Annotated in this window: 18 protein-coding genes; 4 read left to right on the top strand and 14 right to left on the bottom strand. The window is 32.6% G+C overall.

Features of this window, described 5'->3' with window-relative positions; all coding sequences use genetic code 11:
* The first annotated feature begins 85 nt into the window (after positions 1 to 85).
* Positions 86 to 1,969, top strand: coding sequence for a DUF3857 domain-containing protein (locus Q0876_RS11365; protein ID WP_299227947.1), 1,884 nt, complete (start codon positions 86 to 88; stop codon positions 1,967 to 1,969).
* On the top strand, positions 1,969 to 3,906 hold the full coding sequence (locus Q0876_RS11360) for a DUF3857 domain-containing protein (protein WP_299227945.1): 1,938 nt from the start codon (positions 1,969 to 1,971) through the stop codon (positions 3,904 to 3,906). The genes Q0876_RS11365 and Q0876_RS11360 overlap by 1 nt, the downstream gene beginning before the upstream one ends.
* A gap of 42 nt (positions 3,907 to 3,948) precedes the next feature.
* On the opposite strand, the gene Q0876_RS11355 is transcribed toward Q0876_RS11360, so the two are convergent.
* The 12 genes from Q0876_RS11355 to Q0876_RS11300 all read right to left on the bottom strand — a co-directional run bounded on the left by Q0876_RS11355 (position 3,949) and on the right by Q0876_RS11300 (position 15,245).
* A complete protein-coding gene (locus Q0876_RS11355; RefSeq protein ID WP_299227943.1) occupies positions 3,949 to 4,905 on the bottom strand; it encodes a CPBP family intramembrane glutamic endopeptidase in 957 nt (318 codons plus the stop codon).
* An 8-nt stretch (positions 4,906 to 4,913) separates the two neighbouring features.
* The gene (locus Q0876_RS11350) at positions 4,914 to 5,963 is read right to left on the bottom strand and encodes an o-succinylbenzoate synthase (protein ID WP_299227941.1); all 1,050 of its coding nucleotides are present in this window, start codon (positions 5,961 to 5,963) and stop codon (positions 4,914 to 4,916) included.
* Between the two features lie 78 nt (positions 5,964 to 6,041).
* Positions 6,042 to 6,806 (bottom strand): carbonic anhydrase family protein, encoded by a 765-nt coding sequence (locus Q0876_RS11345; RefSeq protein ID WP_299227939.1) that lies wholly within the window; start codon positions 6,804 to 6,806, stop codon positions 6,042 to 6,044.
* 28 nt (positions 6,807 to 6,834) lie between these two features.
* Complete coding sequence (locus tag Q0876_RS11340) at positions 6,835 to 7,524, bottom strand: DUF2490 domain-containing protein (protein WP_299227937.1); 690 nt, start codon at positions 7,522 to 7,524, stop codon at positions 6,835 to 6,837.
* Between the two features lie 300 nt (positions 7,525 to 7,824).
* Positions 7,825 to 8,502 (bottom strand): metal-dependent hydrolase, encoded by a 678-nt coding sequence (locus Q0876_RS11335; protein WP_299227935.1) that lies wholly within the window; start codon positions 8,500 to 8,502, stop codon positions 7,825 to 7,827.
* Between the two features lie 195 nt (positions 8,503 to 8,697).
* Positions 8,698 to 9,603 (bottom strand): 1,4-dihydroxy-2-naphthoate octaprenyltransferase, encoded by a 906-nt coding sequence (gene menA / locus Q0876_RS11330; RefSeq protein WP_299227933.1) that lies wholly within the window; start codon positions 9,601 to 9,603, stop codon positions 8,698 to 8,700.
* A 15-nt stretch (positions 9,604 to 9,618) separates the two neighbouring features.
* Positions 9,619 to 10,458: a 1,4-dihydroxy-2-naphthoyl-CoA synthase gene (locus tag Q0876_RS11325; protein WP_299227930.1), complete on the bottom strand. Its 840-nt coding sequence runs from the start codon at positions 10,456 to 10,458 to the stop codon at positions 9,619 to 9,621.
* A gap of 87 nt (positions 10,459 to 10,545) precedes the next feature.
* Positions 10,546 to 11,376: a S1-like domain-containing RNA-binding protein gene (locus tag Q0876_RS11320; RefSeq protein ID WP_299227928.1), complete on the bottom strand. Its 831-nt coding sequence runs from the start codon at positions 11,374 to 11,376 to the stop codon at positions 10,546 to 10,548.
* Positions 11,377 to 11,465: 89 nt separating this feature from the next.
* A complete protein-coding gene (locus Q0876_RS11315; protein ID WP_299227925.1) occupies positions 11,466 to 11,804 on the bottom strand; it encodes a DUF2853 family protein in 339 nt (112 codons plus the stop codon).
* A gap of 88 nt (positions 11,805 to 11,892) precedes the next feature.
* Entirely contained in the window at positions 11,893 to 13,653 is a 1,761-nt protein-coding gene (gene menD / locus Q0876_RS11310) for a 2-succinyl-5-enolpyruvyl-6-hydroxy-3-cyclohexene-1-carboxylic-acid synthase (RefSeq protein WP_299227922.1), read from the bottom strand.
* Between the two features lie 51 nt (positions 13,654 to 13,704).
* Positions 13,705 to 14,820 carry a chorismate-binding protein gene (locus tag Q0876_RS11305; protein WP_299227919.1) on the bottom strand — a complete coding sequence of 372 codons (1,116 nt, stop codon included), beginning with the start codon at positions 14,818 to 14,820 and terminating at the stop codon, positions 13,705 to 13,707.
* A complete protein-coding gene (locus tag Q0876_RS11300) occupies positions 14,820 to 15,245 on the bottom strand; it encodes a PaaI family thioesterase (RefSeq protein ID WP_299227916.1) in 426 nt (141 codons plus the stop codon). Before Q0876_RS11300 ends, Q0876_RS11305 begins: the two co-directional genes overlap by 1 nt.
* Before the next feature lie 51 nt (positions 15,246 to 15,296).
* Here Q0876_RS11300 and Q0876_RS11295 point away from each other — a divergent pair, with 51 nt between their 5' ends.
* Both Q0876_RS11295 and Q0876_RS11290 read left to right on the top strand, forming a co-directional pair.
* Entirely contained in the window at positions 15,297 to 15,932 is a 636-nt protein-coding gene (locus Q0876_RS11295; protein ID WP_299227913.1) for an esterase, read from the top strand.
* Positions 15,929 to 16,501: a GNAT family protein gene (locus tag Q0876_RS11290; protein ID WP_299227910.1), complete on the top strand. Its 573-nt coding sequence runs from the start codon at positions 15,929 to 15,931 to the stop codon at positions 16,499 to 16,501. The genes Q0876_RS11295 and Q0876_RS11290 overlap by 4 nt, the downstream gene beginning before the upstream one ends.
* On the opposite strand, the gene Q0876_RS11285 is transcribed toward Q0876_RS11290, so the two are convergent.
* Together Q0876_RS11285 and Q0876_RS11280 are read right to left on the bottom strand one after the other, a co-directional pair.
* Positions 16,498 to 17,745, bottom strand: a complete 1,248-nt coding sequence (locus Q0876_RS11285; protein WP_299227907.1) for a sigma-70 family RNA polymerase sigma factor — start codon at positions 17,743 to 17,745, stop codon at positions 16,498 to 16,500. The genes Q0876_RS11290 and Q0876_RS11285 overlap by 4 nt on opposite strands.
* Positions 17,745 to 18,092, bottom strand: coding sequence for a YciI family protein (locus Q0876_RS11280; RefSeq protein WP_299227904.1), 348 nt, complete (start codon positions 18,090 to 18,092; stop codon positions 17,745 to 17,747). The genes Q0876_RS11285 and Q0876_RS11280 overlap by 1 nt, the downstream gene beginning before the upstream one ends.
* Positions 18,093 to 18,154: the final 62 nt, after the last annotated feature.

Raw genomic sequence — 18,154 nt, 5'->3', positions numbered from 1 at the left:
AGCTATAAAGTGTATGTTATTTTGAACAACTAAGTTAAAGATAAATATTAAAATAATCCTATATTTGAACCTAAACCCTAAACAAATGAACAAATATTTTTTTCTCTTTTTATTGGTTTCATTTTTTAGTTGGTCACAAGACTTTTCTGATGAAGATTATATTTATTTGAAACGTCATGAACATATCAAAATAAAACTTGAAAATGACCAATTTGATATTGCTAAGAATGTTTCTGAGCAAGCTAAATATATAACGTCTAAAAAGCTATATTTTGCCAATGAAGCCATGCATTTTGATAGTTTTACTTCAATTGAAGATATCGATGCCTATACGCTTATTCCAGAGACCAATAAAAAAATTAAAGTAGACTATATTGAGACAAAACGCGAGTTTGACAATGGTGTTTTTTACAGTGATCAAGAATCTAAAACCTTTACGTTTCCTGCTGTAACCAAAGGTGCAGTTACACATTTAAACTACAAAGAAATCATCAAAGACCCACACTTTCTAGGTATGTTTCGCTTTGGCACATATGTCCCAACAAAAAGTGCGCAATTATCTATTGAGTTTCCTTCAAATGTTACAATTGGCTATATTGATTTTAATACGAGTGGCATTGATATAGATTTCAAAAAGGATACAGAAGGAAATACAAATACATATACTTGGACCGTTTCCAACATAGATAGCTTTCAAGGAGAAGACGATAGCGAATCTATAATTTACTATTTACCTCATATCATTGTTTATATAAAAAGCTATGTAAAAGATGGTAAGACTATAAATGTACTTAATGATGTTAGTGACCTCTACAAATGGTATACTTCTTTAGTAGAACAAATTGACAATAGCGCATTAAAAAAAGTGTATGGTATTGCGAATGATATTGTAAAAACTTTAAATTCTGATAGAGAAAAGGCAGAAGCTATATTTAACTGGGTACAAGATAATATTACTTATGTAGCCTTTGAAGATGGTCTGGGTGGTTTTGTTCCAAGAGGTGCTGCTAGTGTTTGTGATAAACGTTATGGTGATTGTAAAGATATGGCTAATCTACTTTATGAAATGCTTAACCATGTTGGAATTGATGCTTACAGAACTTGGATTGGCACCAGAGACCGAAACTATTCTTATTTTGATGTGCCTACTCCTATGGTAGACAATCATATGATAACTACTGCAGTTGTTGAAAACGATACTATTTTTCTTGATGCTACAGATAGCTATGTTCCATTTGGTATGCCAAGTGGTTTTACACAAACAAAAGAAGCATTATTAGGCATAGATAAAGATAATTTCAAAATCATTAAAGTTCCTGCTCAAGACGCTTCAAAAAATGTAACAACCGTTAACACATTAATGGAACTTAATAAGGGTAGTGTGAAAGTTTCTGAAAAGCGTGCGCTTAAAGGCTATGAAAAAGTAGATTTTATAACTGATTACACCTATAAGAAAGACACAAAAACTGAAGAAGAGTACTTAAATACTACGCTTGCTTTAGGGAATAATAAAACGAAATACACTAATATCACTAAATCAAATTTTAACAATAAAAGTGTTCCTTTAATATTAGATTATAACCTTGATATTGCAAGTTATACGAAAACTATTGGTGAGAAAATTTTTATTAACCTCAACATAGACAAGTCTTTATCTAATAGTAACATAGATGTGAAAGATCGGAAATACAGTAAAAAAATTGATCATAAATTTCAAAAAAACTTTACTACAAAATTTAAAATTCCTGAAGGCTATAAAGCGAGCTACATACCTGAAGAGAGATCTTTTGAAGATTCAAACTATGGCTATAGGATTACTTATAATGTTAAAGACAATATCATCACACAGAACAAATCCATTTATGTTAATACACTTAGCATACAAAAAGAAGACTTTGACCATTGGAATGGCTTTATCAAAAGCCTAATCAAAGCTTATAAAAAAAGTATAATTTTAGAACGACAATAATGAACAGAAGATTAACATTTTTAATACTATTTATTACCTCTTGTAGCATCAGTTTTGCTCAACATTTTAGAACATACGATTGGACCGAAACACCAGCGCTTCACGAGCTTTCAAAAGCAGAGATGAAAGAATCTTCTATTGGTATTCTTAAAAAACATATTGTAGAATATGCGCCAAATATTTTATCACCTGAACCCAAACGCTATGAAACTGAACATACTATTGTAAGAGTAAATGATGATAAAGGAATTGCTCAGCACAACACCGTTTATATACCAATGTATGATGTAAGGAAAGTAGTAAGTATTAAAGCTCGAACAATAAACCCAAAAGGTAAGGTTACACTTTTAAACCAAGAAAACATCAAAGAAGTAAAAAATGTAGATGAGTATGGTGATTTCAAAATCTTTGCAATTGAAGGTGTAGAAAAAAACTCTGAAATTGAAGTACTATATACTGTAGAAAAAGAGTTTGACATCTATGGTACTGAAACTCTACAGAGAGATTACAAGATAAAAGAGGCTCAGTTTTTATTTATTACGGGGCAGTTTGAATCTAACATAAAAGCTTACAGAACTAATGCTGAGTTTGAATCGGTAAACATAGATGGCGACACAGCAGATCTATTAATCATCAAAGACATGCCAGCAATGGTAGAAGAAGAATACTCAACTCCTAAAGCCAATAATGTTTCTGTAGTCTATCAATGTTTCCCTAAAGGTCAAAGTATCACTCAAAGTATGTTTTGGACTAATGTTTCTAATAACGTTGGGCAACAGTTTTTTCCTGAAGAAATTGCTATTAAAGCAAAAGAAGACGCTAATAAAATTTTAAATGGAAAATCTAATTTATCTGGATTTGAAAAGGCGTCTATGATCGAAAATTATATCAAGACCAATTTTACAATCGTAAAAAATAACAATAATGAATTATCAGATCTCAATTATATTTTAACTAATCGATCTGCTAGTGATTATGGTATTTTAAAGGTATATGCTCAATACTTGACAGCATTAGACATGGAGTTTGAAATTGTAATTACAGCTAACCGATTTCTAAAGAAATTTGATCCCGATTTTTTTGTACCAAACATGCTGCAAGATTTTCTAATCTACCTTCCTACTGAAAAAAAATATATTGCACCAGACCGGATAGAATCAAGGGTTGGTGAAGCACCTTTTAATATTCTTGGCAACTACGGTTTGTACATTACATCTACTTTTGATCACTATTTTTCAAAAATTGTACAAGAAGACCCAGATTTTAGTAGAATTCGTAGAGATATGGATATTAGCTTTGGTGAAGATTTTGAAAACGTATCAATCTCACAAGATCAAGATTACTTTGGCCATTGGGCACAAACCAGTAGAGCTGTCATCAACTTTTCTACAGAACAAGGTATTAATGATTATAAAGATTACCTAACTGGATCTGGTATTGAAGATAAAGAGATCATAAATTATCAAACTAAAAACGAAGAGATTAACCAAACAGCTTATAACGTCCCTTTTAAAGTAAATACTACCATTACTTCAGAATCGTTATTAGAAGACGCTGGAGATAGCTATATCTTTCAGGTTGGTTTAGTTATAGGTACACAAAGTGAATTGTATCAGGAAACAGAACGAATCAATCCAATTGAAATGTTATATCCTAATCGCTATAATTATGAAATTATAGTGAACATACCGGAAGGTTATGGTGTTGAAGGTTTAAGCTCTTTAAATATAGATAAGAGTTACAAAGGAACCACTGGAGAAAAACTCGCTAAATTTGAATCATCATATAAGCTTGAGGATGATAAAATCATTATCACCATTGAAGAGTTTTACAAAACCAATGAATTTGATCTGAATCGTTATGAAGAATTCAGAGAAGTCATCAATGCAGCCTCAGATTTCAACAAAGCAGCTATTCTATTCAAAACAACAGAATAAATAGTCTTATACTTAAAAAAAGGAGCAATTAAGCTCCTTTTTTTATTCAATAATTTTATAATCTTCTTTTGGTAATTCTTCAATTTTCCCAAAAAGTTTATCTTTCCAATTGGTCCACTTATATACTTTTGAAAATATAAATAGTAAAATTGGAAATAATACAAAAAGCGGTACAACCAAATCTATCATAGTCAATTCAGGTTCAGCTATATCTTTTAAGATTGAATGCGTCTGAAAAGCAGTCCAATCTGAAGTTACTAATAAAGCCGTAAATAAATTATTTGCAGCGTGAAACCCAAGTGCAAGCTCAATACCTTCGTCCATGAGCGTCATAATTCCTAAAAATAGCCCAGTACCAATATAATATACCAATAGAATATAACCTAGCTTATCAATCTCAGGATTAGCAATATGCAAGAGACCAAAAATTAAAGAGGTCATAACTAATGGAAACCATTTATTTTTAGCTAACAATCCAAAACCTTGCATCAAATAACCTCTAAATACATATTCTTCTAAACTGGTTTGAATTGGGATCAATGCAATAGCGATAACCGCTAAAATTGCAAATCGTTTGGGTTCAAAATTAAATTGATAATCACCTGGTGACAAATAAAAATAATCAAGTAGTACCATCCCAGAAGATAAAACACCCCAAAATACAAAAGCAAACCAGATGCGTTTCCAATCAAGTTTTTTTCTTGCTGTTGCTATAGCTTTCATGGTTTGTTTGTGCAAGTACTTCACGGCAAAGTATAATCCTATAAATCCAAACACAAAAGATATCAATAGTAAAAACAGCAGCAAATTAGGCTCTAACATGCTATAGATGGCAGTCTCATCAAAATCTTCAACAGATCCACCATCTTGTAATATTTTCCAAATGATGGCTACTAAAAGTGGTATTTGGCCAATGATTGAGGCAACGAAAATAATGAGAGATCCTACAAGATATCTCCAAAAGTCATGCTGCGCTTTATACGCTTGTGCTATAAACATAATTATTATTAAAGTTTAAAATTAAGGAGTGATAAGCTCCATTTATCATTTGTTTTGTATTGCAATGTACCATTTTTTACATACAATGGACTTTCAATATTATTTGTAAACAAGCTTCCGGTACCTAGACCTTGAGGCAAATTACTGTCCAATGTGTAAGTCCATTGCGCTATAGCATTTAAACCTACATTACTTTCTAAAGCACTGGTAATCCACCATCCTATACCATTAGCTTCAGCGTTATCTATCCAAGACCTACTTCCTTGCCATCCTCCAACTAAACTTGGCTTTAAAATAATGAATTGTGGCTTTATCGTTTGTAGTAATTCTAGTTGGTTTGTTACAGAAATCACACCTATTAACTCTTCATCTAAAGCAATTGGTAATGGCGTACCTTCACAAAGTCTAGCCATAGCATCAATTTGTCCTTGCTTAATGGGTTGCTCAATAGAATGTAATTCATAGTCAGACAAGCGTTTCAGCTTTTCAATAGCATCGTTAGGTAAAAAAGCGCCATTAGCATCAACGCGTAATGTTATGTCTCTTGCTGAAAACTCATTTCTAATAGATTTTATCAGATTTAGTTCTGTTTCAAAATCTATAGCTCCAATTTTCATTTTTATACAGCTAAATCCAGCTTCAATCTTATCTCTGATTTGCGCTCGCATGAACGACTCACTTCCCATCCATATCAATCCATTGATAGGAATTGAAGCACTTCCTCTACTAAACTTTGAAGGAAATAGCTGAAAGGGAGAGTCACTTTGAAAACTTTTGAATGCCTGCTCTAAACCAAATTGAATGCTTGGAAACTCGGTAAGCTCATCTAATAAATCATTTAACCCCAAAAAAATATGCTCACAAACCCATTTTAGTTTTGCTTCATAATCTGGTCTATCATCGACACTCAGACCTCTAAATAAACCACACTCACCAATTCCAAATTTTCCATTACCTTCAATTATAATAAACCATGTCTCTTTGGTTTTTATAATACCTCGTGAAGTTCCACTGGCTTGCTTAAAATTAAGTATGTACGGTTGATATTTGGCAATCATAACAACTACAAAAATAAGATAATATAAAAGGTGATGCGCTATTAAACATCACCTTTTGTATAAATAAATGTATTCAGTTTATCTTAAAAAATCTACCTTGCCAGTTTCCATATCGTATACAGCTGGAACAATTTTTATTTGCCCATCAGCTTCTAATTCGGCCATCTTTGGAGATCTACTTCTAATATCTTCCACTGTTTGTTTAGCATTGTTATGAATTACGGCATTAGTGTAAGCCACATTCTTAGAAGACACTTCGCCATTAGTTTCTGTAGCTTTAACTGAAGGTTTGATCTCATCAAGCAAATCTGCTAGTGCATTCATTTTCATTGATGCCGCATCAGTATTATCTATAGCATGTTTTACTGCGCCACAAGCTGTGTGTCCCATTACTATTACAACTTTAGATCCTGCAACTGCAGTAGCAAATTCCATAGATCCTACTATATCTTTATTCTCAATATTTCCAGCGACGCGCGCTACAAAAATATCTCCAATACCCAGATCAAAAACATCTTCAACAGGAACTCTACTATCAACACATGATAATACTATAGCTTTCGGGTATTGACCAATTGTAGCTTTTCTACGTTGTTCAGAATGGTCTCGCCTAGTTAAATTATTACTTACAAAGTTCTCATTCCCTTTTTTAAGTCGACCAATAATTTCATCTGGTGACATATTCGCTTGCTCTTCAGCTGTTAAAATACTTTTTATTGGTTCTTGAGCAACTTCAACCATTGCATTTTCAGTAGTAACAGCAGTTGTTTTGTTTGAATCTTTACAAGAAATAATCCCCAAACACAGTAATACAATACTCGCTTTTGTTAAACTCTTTTTCATAGTTATATATTTAAAGTTAATAATTGAATTAAAAATTATGATGGAAACTAAACTGTAACTGGCCTTTTCCCCATGTATCGGTTTTTTGATTCATCCAGCCAAACTGTATTCGCTGGCCAGGTTTTATTACATAACCTAAGCCCAAATATGTCCGATTACGATCAAAAAATTCAACAGTTCTACCATCACCTATATCTTCTTGCCCATTGATAAACAATTCATTATAAAAAGCTGCATATACAGCACCTTTATCTAGAGCTGGTTTGTTTATTGGAATATTCATAAATAGATTGTAGCGATAACGGGTTCTAAAATCTTGGTCTTCTACAAAACGTTGTTCGTATCTAAATCGATGTGTAAGGTAAACTCTGTGCCCTAGTTTTTGAGGAAATAATGCCTCTTGATAAATTCTATTTTCGCCTGAAGTATCATCTCCATCACCAAATTCACCAGTAGTAATATTAGCATAACCTAAAGTTAGTAAGACCTTAGTGTCCTTTGGTGTATAAGTAAAACCTGTTCTGATGAGCAATTGCTCAAGATCTCCAAGGACATTCCAATTACGATATTGCAAATCACCTTGAATACCAAATTGACTGTTTTTAAATTGATGATTAAAAAAATACATATACCAAGCACCTGTTTGTGATTGTTCTACTTGAGCATAAGTATTGAAGGTTAATAAAAAAATGATACTAAATAAAAATATTTTTTTCATGTTGATTAATTTACTTGCAAATTTAAAAGTATTACTATCAATTAAGCGTATAAAACTATTAATTAACTTAGATTTAACAATCAAATTAATGGCTGTTGAACTCAAATTAATGACTGTATTTTGCAAAATAGTATATGGATAAATTAAAATTTAAGATCATAAGTTTTTAACTCTTATTACATACTTCTTTCATTTTAAATACTTAAGACGCTTTTGAAATAAATAATAATCTAATACTAGTAGTTTTTAACTGTATGTGAACTTTGGTTTTATTGAATACTAGGCTGAAGAACTCCTATTTTATAACTCAATACGTTCACCAATGTCAAGAAGCATTAGGTCTTTATTCTTATCAAAAAATTTACGCTTAGCCATTTCATGGTCTATTTCTATATAGCCAAAAGTATCAAAATGATATCCTAAAACTTTATCACAGGCAACTAGATCACTAGCCAAAATAGCGTCATCGATTCCCATAGTAAAATTATCTCCTATAGGGAAAATTGCAAGATCTAATTTTGTTTGCAATGGAATAAGCTTCATATCCATTGTTAAGGCTGTATCACCAGCGATGTATATGTTTTTACGTTCACCTTCAATTACGAAACCTCCAGGTTGTCCACCGTAACTGCCATCAGGAAAAGAAGAAGTATGTATGGCATTGACATACTTTACAGTGCCAAATTCAAAATCCCATTTACCACCATGATTCATTGGATGATTTTCAATCCCAAGTTTATCGTAATAGGTTGCTATTTCAAAATTAGATATGACAACTGCTCCTGTACGCTTGGCAATGACTTCAACATCTAAGATATGATCTTGATGTGCATGTGTAACCAGTATATAATCTGCTTCAAGAGTTTCAATATCGATGTGTGCCGCTTTTGGATTGCCAGATATGAAAGGATCTACTAAGATATTAGTATCTCCAATTTGTAAACCTAGACTTGCATGACCGTAGAATGTAATTTTCATTTCTTAGTGTATTTTGATTCGTACTCATTTCAAAATGAAAAATACGAAAAAACTCAGACAGATTATAAGTAATTTGCCTGAGTTTTAAAGCCCCAAATTTTATTGCCAACATAATAGCAAATAATGCCGACCTACAAAATTTTCAACTTAAATATAATGATTAATTATTTGAAAACCAAATATTTATGTTAAAATTTACATAATATATCCAATTCCTAAAAGTACAGAAAAAAGAAATGTGGTCAATGCCAATACCTTTAGTTGAGAATCAAAATCATTGGGAATAGATGCGTTACTAATTTTCTTCATATGTATGATTAATGGAACATACGCAATCATAAATAATAGATTATAAAACGATGAAAAATATAGTAATCCAAAAATTGAGGAAACTAATATAGCACTTCCTATTAAGAATAAGTGGTATTGCTTTGCTCGTTTTTTACCTAATTTTACAGCTAATGTGATTTTTTTTGAGCGCTCATCTGTCTCAATATCTCTCATATTATTGAGGTTCAAAACACCTACACTTAATAATCCTAATGCTATAGCTGGTAAAAAAATATGATGATCTATCCGTTGCGTAAATAACAAATAGCTACCACCTACACTTACTAAACCGAAGAAAATAAATACAAATATATCTCCAAGACCTTTATAACCATAGGCAGACTCGCCTACAGTATAACTTATAGCAGCATAAATCGATAAACCTGCCAAAACAAGAAATAATAATGATAAAAATAGATGGTGCACACCTAATGCTGTATAGATTAATAAAACTGTTAGGCCAGCTACTATGAGAATATTATTTTTAATGGCGAGCATCATTTGATCTTCTGAGATTGCTCCACTTTGTATCGCTCTTTGTGGCCCTACTCTTTCCTCATTATCTGTTCCTTTGACACCGTCACCTAGATCATTAGCTAGATTAGAAAGTATTTGAAGGCTGATCGTCAATAAAACAGCTATAAGAAATACATAAACATTGAATGCGCCATTATGGTGCGCTAGACATGCACCTATAACGATACCAGATATAGATAGTGGCAATGTTCTTAATCTAAAAGCTGAAATCCAAGGCTTGATCTTTTTAAACATAAAATTGAGGGCGTTTTATGGAATCCACTTTTTATCAAAATTGGGTTTACGCTTTTCTAAGAATGCATCTCTTCCTTCTTTTGCTTCATCTGTCATGTAAGCGAGACGCGTAGCCTCTCCAGCAAATACTTGTTGCCCTACCATACCATCATCAGTAAGGTTCATTGCAAATTTGAGCATTTTTATAGATGTTGGAGATTTGGCTAATATTTCTTGAGCCCATTGGTATGCAGTAGCTTCTAATTTCTTATGAGGTATAACCGCATTTACCATACCCATTTCATGAGCTTCTTGTGCCGAATAGTTTCTTCCGAGAAAAAATATTTCTCTTGCCCTTTTTTGTCCAACCATTTTGGCCAAATAGGCTGAACCGTAACCACCATCAAAACTTGTAACATCAGCATCTGTTTGTTTAAATATAGCATGTTCTTTGCTTGCTAGAGTTAGGTCGCAAACAACATGTAAACTATGACCTCCTCCTACAGCCCAACCAGGGACAACTGCAATCACTGCTTTTGGCATAAAACGAATAAGTCGTTGCACTTCAAGAATGTTTAAACGATGGTAACCATCTTCACCAACATAACCTTGGTGTCCTCTTGCCTTTTGATCTCCTCCAGAGCAAAAACTCCAAATTCCATCCTTAGTTGAAGGTCCTTCAGCAGAAAGCAATACAACACCAATATCAACATCTTCATTTGCATCATAGAACGCATCATAGAGTTCACTTGTAGTCTTTGGCCTAAATGCATTTCTAACATCTGGTCTATTAAAAGCTATTCTTGCTACACCATTACATTTCTTATAGGTGATATCTTCATATGCTTTTACAGTTTTCCAACTTATTTCATTCATTATCGCTACTCTATTTTTAAGATTTACAAAAATACAATTTTATGACCATCAAATAGTTACTTATTAACATTTTCGCTTATTGAAACATTACACTAATCGAATGCCATCTTTCTCTATAGTGATCAATCGTTGTTTATATAATGAGCCAATCGCTTTTTTAAAGCTTTTTTTACTCATTTCTAACTCTAATTTTATTTGTTCTGGATTAGATTTATCGGTTAAGGGTAAAAAGCCATTATTATCTTCTAATGTATTTAATATAAGTTCTGCATTTGGCTCAATATTTCTATAACCTATTTGCCCTAAAGTAATGTCTAACTTATTGTCATGACGCACTTTTTTCACGATCCCTTTAAGCTTATCTCCTACACTAAGCTCTTTATAGATATCATCTTGAAATATAAGACCTAAATGTTGTTTGTTAACAATGACATTCATTCCTAACTCTGATGGATGAGAAACAATGAGATCCACTTCATCAAATTGCTTTACTGTAAGCTGTTTATTATCTAGAAAACTATTGGTCTTACTTGAAGCCACTAGTCTATTTGTTTCATCATCTAAATAACAATAAATAAGGTACCAACCACCAGCCTTCATTTTATAGGCTTGCTCTTTAAATGGGCAAAATAGTTCTTTTACCATTCCCCAATCAAGAAACGCACCATGTTGTGTTACCTGATTACATCGTAACACTGCAAAATCATTCACTGTAACATATGGATCATCTGTTACAGCTACAGGACGCTCTTCGTTGTCTAAGTAAACAAAAACTTCTAATGGATCCCATATTTTAAACGTTTCTGGAATGTATCGATTAGGGAGTAATACTTCATTTCCATCTTCATCTGAAAGATAGAGTCCTTGTTCAGATTCTCGTATTATATCTAGCGTATTGTAATCACCTATTTTTATCATGCTGCAAAGATACAGATATTAGGTTTTAGAACTAAAAAAAGCGTTATAATTCTATTGAATCATAACGCTTGATACTTGTAGCATAAAATTTAATAAGCTGATTCTTTATTGAAATGTTTAGTCAATAAGTAATACACTACTGCTCTATACTTATTTCTGTTTGACTTGCCATAGGTTTCCATAACAGCAGCGATACCTTTATCTAAATCTGCACTATCATTTAAACCTAGCTTATTGATTAGAAAGTTATTTTTTACAGTCTCTAATTCTGATTCATCAGAAGCGGAAACTGTAGCAGAATCTGCATTATAGATCGATGGACCACAACCAATTGTGACTTTGGTCAATAAATCCATATCAGGATTTACACCGCATTTATCTTTCAGATCTGCTGCATATTTTGCAATTAATTCGTCTCTTTTGCTCATGTTAAATTATATTTTAGTGTTAATAAAAAGCCTTATAAAGATAACTGTTTTTATGACACACATGAATATGTTATGTCACAAATAACATTTACTTAATAAAATTGAAATATTCTAAAAGTATAGCATCATTAAGTGACCTTGGCGTAAACACTTCTAAAAGCTTCGGCATTTTTGACTTACTGAAAAAGTTTTTCAATACTTCTGCTAACTCAGTTTCTGTAGATGCTTGATCATAATCAAAACCATACATATCACATAATTGCTTTCCATTTAGGTGGTGTATGGTTTCAAAATAATTATCAAAATTGGCTGTGTTTTTGTGGCCAGGCAAAATTCTAAAAATACCTCCTCCATTATTATTAATAAGAATTATTCTGAAGTTATTAGGTATATAATTGTTCCAGAGCGCGTTACTATCGTAAAAAAAACTCAAATCACCAGTTATGAATGTTGTTTGCTTTTTTGATGCCACAGCATAACCAATAGCTGTAGATGTACTGCCATCTATACCACTTGTACCTCTATTGCAAAACACGTCTATTGATGGTTTAATATTGAAAAGTTGAGCATATCGAATTGTTGAACTATTACCCAATTGTAATGCACTTCCAGCCGGGATTTCTTTAAGTATTCGATCAAAGACTTTAAGGTCACTCAATGGAATTTCTTTGATATATTCAATATGTTTTTTATTCCTATGTTGTTTTATGTTAACCCAAAACTCAAAATAATTGCTTTTAGCTACATGTGTAATACGTGTTAAAAACTCTTTAAAAAACTGATTAGGAGCAGTTTCGATATGTTTGGTCAAGCAAAAAAATGTGTCATTAGCTTGATGCTCACCAACATGCCAATGCTGCTTTGGTTGGTATTGCCTCAAAAATGCTTTTATTTTCTTTGAGACAATCATCCCTCCTAATGTGATCAAGATATCTGGTTGTAGCAATTTGAACTCTTCATCTGTTAGAGGTGCAATTATTTTATCTATACTTGGAAAAAAATTAGGATGATATATGTTTGATGTGGTTTCTGTGAAAACGATTACACCATCATCATCTACTAACTCGTCTAATACTTCTTTTTCAATTGAATTTGGTTTTAGTTCACCCACTAAAATCATTTTACGCTTAGCTATATACCATTCATCTAAACAATCATTTAGTTCTGCAGCATCTATCTTGTATGGTTTCGTTTCCAATTCTTTAATCTTTGGGCTAATTGTAAGCGCTTCAACGAGTTCATATAAAGGTTCATCAAAAGGAACGTTAATATGAACAGGGCCTTGCTTAAACTTTGCTAGATTAAGTGCTGTATTTATTTCTTCTTCATTAAATGATTGAATTCCCTGTTGCAAACCTAAAAAGCGTTCTAATTTGTTCTCAATACTTTTAAAAATGGGAAGTTCTTGGTCTTGCGGCAGTCTACTCTCGTCATTAAGATCAAGTTTCAAATTTGCTGAATAAAGAATATGATTTTCAAAAACGTTTTTTTGATTGATGGTTTGCCCATCTCCAATACCAACTAAATGTTTTGGTCGATCTGCAGAAATAACAATCATTGGAATGTTACTAAAATAAGCTTCAGCTACTGCTGGATAATAATTTAGCACAGCACTTCCCGAAGTACAAATTATTGCAGCTGCTTCATGTGTTTGTTGTGCTATTCCCAACGCAAAGAATGCAGCACTACGCTCATCAACGATACTATAGCATGAGAAAAAATCATCGTTTGTAAAACCAATTGTTAAAGGTGCATTTCTACTTCCTGGTGAAATAACAATGTGTTTTATGCCTTTGAGTTTGCACAATTGAACTACAGTTTGCGCAAGGGGAATTTTTGGATAAGCCATGTATAAGTTTGTATCTACAAATTTAAGAAAAAAATAGCGCTTTAAATAGACTTACAATAACAAAACACGCTTTATTGTTTGTGTTTTTGAAACCGTTTCCATCCATTCAAACTCAGAGTTAGAATCTTCGGTAATTCCTCCACCAACATAGATCAAAGCTTGGTCTTTTTTAAGTTGCATACATCGTAAATTCACAAATAAATTGCATACATTTTTTACCGTTGAATAGGCATTATTTTCAACATTACGTTTATTTATATTCCTTGTTTGGTTACGCTTCATATTTAGTTCACCTAAAAAGCCTGTGTAAAACTCACGATTATAGTTTTCGTTCTTCAAAATAAAAGCCTTAGCACTATCTTTTGGTAAACCGCAAACGGCTGGTGTTGGGTGCAATTTATCTAATATTATCTTTAAATCTGACGATAAAACTCCTGTTATTTTAGTTTGAAGATGCAACAAGTTACCAGCTCTAACAGTTTCAAGATCAGAGAAATGAAAATGTGCTACATTTTCTCCCAATGCATGGCGTATAGCATTGGTAACGATATCTTGTTCAACCAACTCTTTTGTTTTCCATGACACATCTAACGTTCCATTATATGGTTGAGTGCCAGCTAATGAGACCGTTTCAAACCTTCTGTTTTCAACCTTAAGAAGTATTTCAGGTGATGCACCTAACCACAAACCAACTTTTGGATGATACCATAAATAGACTAGAGCAGATTTATAATGAACTAATAGTTGTTTGAAAATAGCTGCTGGTTGATTATTAGAATATGCTATCGTTTCGCAACGAGAGAGGACAACTTTTTCAAAAAAACCTTTTTGTATTGCATTAATACCAGAATTAACAAGACGAATATGCGAATCTTTTCCTTCTTTAGATTCAAAATCATATACTGAGTCTTTTTCATCAACACTAAAATCTTCAAGAATGGCTTCATACGATTCTGACTTCGCAGTTGGAATTAAAATACTTTTATTTTTGGTATCAAAAGGTGCAAATATAAATCCGCTTTCTTTATAGTCTCCAGCATAAAAAATTGTATCCTCTTGCTGAAGCAAAAGTTTAGTTGATGATGAATGCGGTAGTCTGTAGGCAACAAAAGGGTGCTTTTTTTTGAATTGGGATTGTATGAGGTCTAAAAAAGAAACTGAATCCATTAGCCTTTTTTTGGAAGAGAAATGGTTGACAGTCTACAAATCGAAATTAGATTGTCGTTGTCATCTGTAATTTTTATATCAATAAGTTGTGTAGTTCTACCTTTGTGTAAAAATGTAGCCTTAGCATAGACAAAACCTTCACTTACACTCTTGATATGATTTACTGTAATTTCTAAGCCACGAATAAATTTATTTTCAATATCTAAAAAAATATGAGATGCAAAACTTCCAACACTTTCAGCCAAAGCAGCAGTAGCGCCTCCATGCAATATACCATCAGGTTGATGTACTCTAGATGTAACTGGCATTCTTGCGATTAAAAAATCTTCACCATAATCTACAATCTTAATATCTAAGGTTTCCAAAAGTGTATTTTTGCTAGCGGCATTTGCATTTGCTAGAATATTTTCTTTAGATAATTGCATAGAAATACTGTATTTTTAAATGGGAAACAAAAATACAAAATCAATTGCTAAATGAATTCCATAGAAAAAGAAATATCTTATACAACCACAAATACATATTCTACTTTAAACAATTTAACAGCGCACACAAAGAACGTATGGTTTGTATGCCATGGCATGAGTTATTTGAGTCGTTATTTTTTAAAATATTTCACTCAACTCAATACTAAGGAGAACTACATCATTGCGCCTCAAGCACAAAGTAAACATTACATTCCTCCAAAATTCAAACATATAGGAGCTACATGGTTAACCAGAGAAAACACAATAAAGGAAACTGAAAATATAATGCGTAATTTTGATGCTATATTTGAAGCTGAGAAACTTCCTAAACATATAAATTTAATTCTATTTGGTTATTCGCAAGGCGTAAGTGTTGCTATGAGATATGTAGCTAAACGACAATTGCAATGTTCACAATTGGTTTTACATTCTGGAGGTATTCCAAAAGAACTAAATTCAAAAGATTTTAAATTCTTAAAGGCAAAAATTTCACTTATTTATGGCATTAACGATGAGTATTTGAATGATGAACGGATGATTTACGAAACGAATCGTGTACATGAATTATTTGGAACTAAAGTGAACATACTTCCTTTTGAAGGAACTCACATTGTTAATGTTGATTTGATCAGTAATTTAGTATGAATGCACCTATATTAGAAACCAATAGAGTAAAACTCACTCTTTTAGACTTGAGTAACTATACCAACTTATTAGATATTGCTCAAGAGGAGCGTTTAATTTTTTTCTCACCAAGTAATATCTCTACTCCGGAAGCGTTAAAAGCCTACGTGCAAACTGCAGTTGATGGTTATTATCACAAAACGATTATTCCTTTTATCGTATATGATAAAGCAAATAAGAGGTATGCAGGAAGCACACGCTTTGGGTTAATAGATCACAAGAATAAAGTGCTACATATTGGTTGGACATGGATTGGTCATGCGTTTCAGAGAACTGGACTTAACAAGCACATGAAATACTTGATGCTTAAATACGCTTTTGAAACCATGGAATTTGAAAAAGTAGAGTTTAGAATAGACGAGCGCAATGTAAAATCAAGGAAAGCTGTTGAAAAAATTGGTGCTACACTTGAAGGTATATTGCGAAGTAACACAATAATGCAAGATGGATTTAGACGCAGTACTTGTTGTTATGGAATTTTAAAGTGCGAATGGAATACTATAAAACTTGAATTGTTTAGTGAATTTTAATTATTCGCACTTAGCCAAATCGCACGCTTTTTATCTAAATAAGCTTTTTCTAGTGCATTTGTAACTTTCTCTAAAGCAAGATCAATGTGCTTTAGAGCCGCCTTGAAATTATGCTCAGAAGCATAATAATCTGCTTTGGCTGCATAATACAAATAAGCACGTTGCCCTAAATCACTAGCATTTAGCTTATTAAAATAGTTATTAGCTTGTTTATAATTATTGCTTTGCATACAAATTACTGCCATAGTTAGTATGTGTGATGGCATAGGCTGCAAGCTATGTAATGCTTCATACAACTTTAAAATCTTATCCCAACTGGTCGTCTCAAAAGAACTTGCTTTTAAATGTTCGGCAGCTATAGCTGCTTCGTAGTGATAACATGAAAATGTTTCTGTTTCAATAGCTTTATTCATCATAGAATTTCCTAATTCAATCAATGGGAAATGCCACTGACTTCTATCTTGATGCTTCAAATCTAAAATCTCATTATTAGAATTGATTTTACTATCCAATCTAGACGAATGAAAGCACATTAAAGCAAACAATGCGTAAACTTCTGATAAACGCATGTCATTTCGCTTGAGCAATAATTGACATAAACGCATGGCTTCACCACATAATTCTGTACGGATCAATTGTGCCTTTGTGTTTGAATGAAACCCTTCATTAAAGATAAGGTACAGCACTTCCATAACACTCTCTAAACGCTCGCGAAGCATTTTACCTCTAGGGATTTTGAATTGCAAATCAGCCTTTTGAATCACTTTTCTTGCTCTAGATAAACGCTTCTTTACAGTATCGTCTTTTAATAATAATGCTGAAGCAATTTCTTTGGTACTGAAACCTGAAACTGTTTTTAAAGCAAAAGAGATACGATCTCTAGCATCAAGCTTTGGATGGCAAGCAGTAAAGATCATTCGCAATTGCGCATCTTCAATCTCTGTATCCAAAAAAAGTTCATTAATGGCAATGGTATCAACGCCTTGGCTTAATTTCGGAAGGTGATTACGTTCCGTTTTAAGTTTCCTAAAGATATCTAAAACTCTATTCTTTGCAGCAGTAGTCAACCAAGCTTCTGGATGTTGTGGTTGTTGATTTCGCCAATTAATGCTAGCTTTAATAAACGTATCTTGAACAGCATCTTCAATGATATCAAGATGTACTAACCCGAAAATACGAGTTAAAACAGAGACCATCTTTCCACTGTGATGGCGAAATAGATGGTCTATGAGTTTAGGTTCCATTAGCGATCAAATACCATAACTTCACGAATTTCAACCGTTCCGCCTAAATCGTAATCTGGAAAGTCTTGTGCTATTTCTTGCACTTGATCAAAATCTTTAGCCATAACTAAATAATAACCACCAACAATTTCTTTTACTTCAGCCGAAGTAAGGTCTGTAGTGGTTCTATTTTCTCCTACTACTCTACGTATTTGAGGTGTTAGTGCATTTCCTCCTCTTAAAATTCCAGCTTTTTCCATTTTTTCACTCCAAGCAAACCATTTGCCCATTCGGTTTTGCAAATCTTCTGGAGAAAGCCCTAGATCAGAATAATCTGCACCAATAAAAATCATCATAAATTCTTTCATAATTTTATAAATTAAATTGTTTATACTTTTAAGACGTTTGACTATTTAAAAACGTGGACAAC

This window comes from uncultured Psychroserpens sp. (assembly GCF_947503375.1).
In the GTDB taxonomy this organism is placed as follows: domain Bacteria; phylum Bacteroidota; class Bacteroidia; order Flavobacteriales; family Flavobacteriaceae; genus Psychroserpens.
Note: the sequence above shows the minus strand (reverse complement) of the source record. Positions and strands in the feature narration are given on the sequence as shown.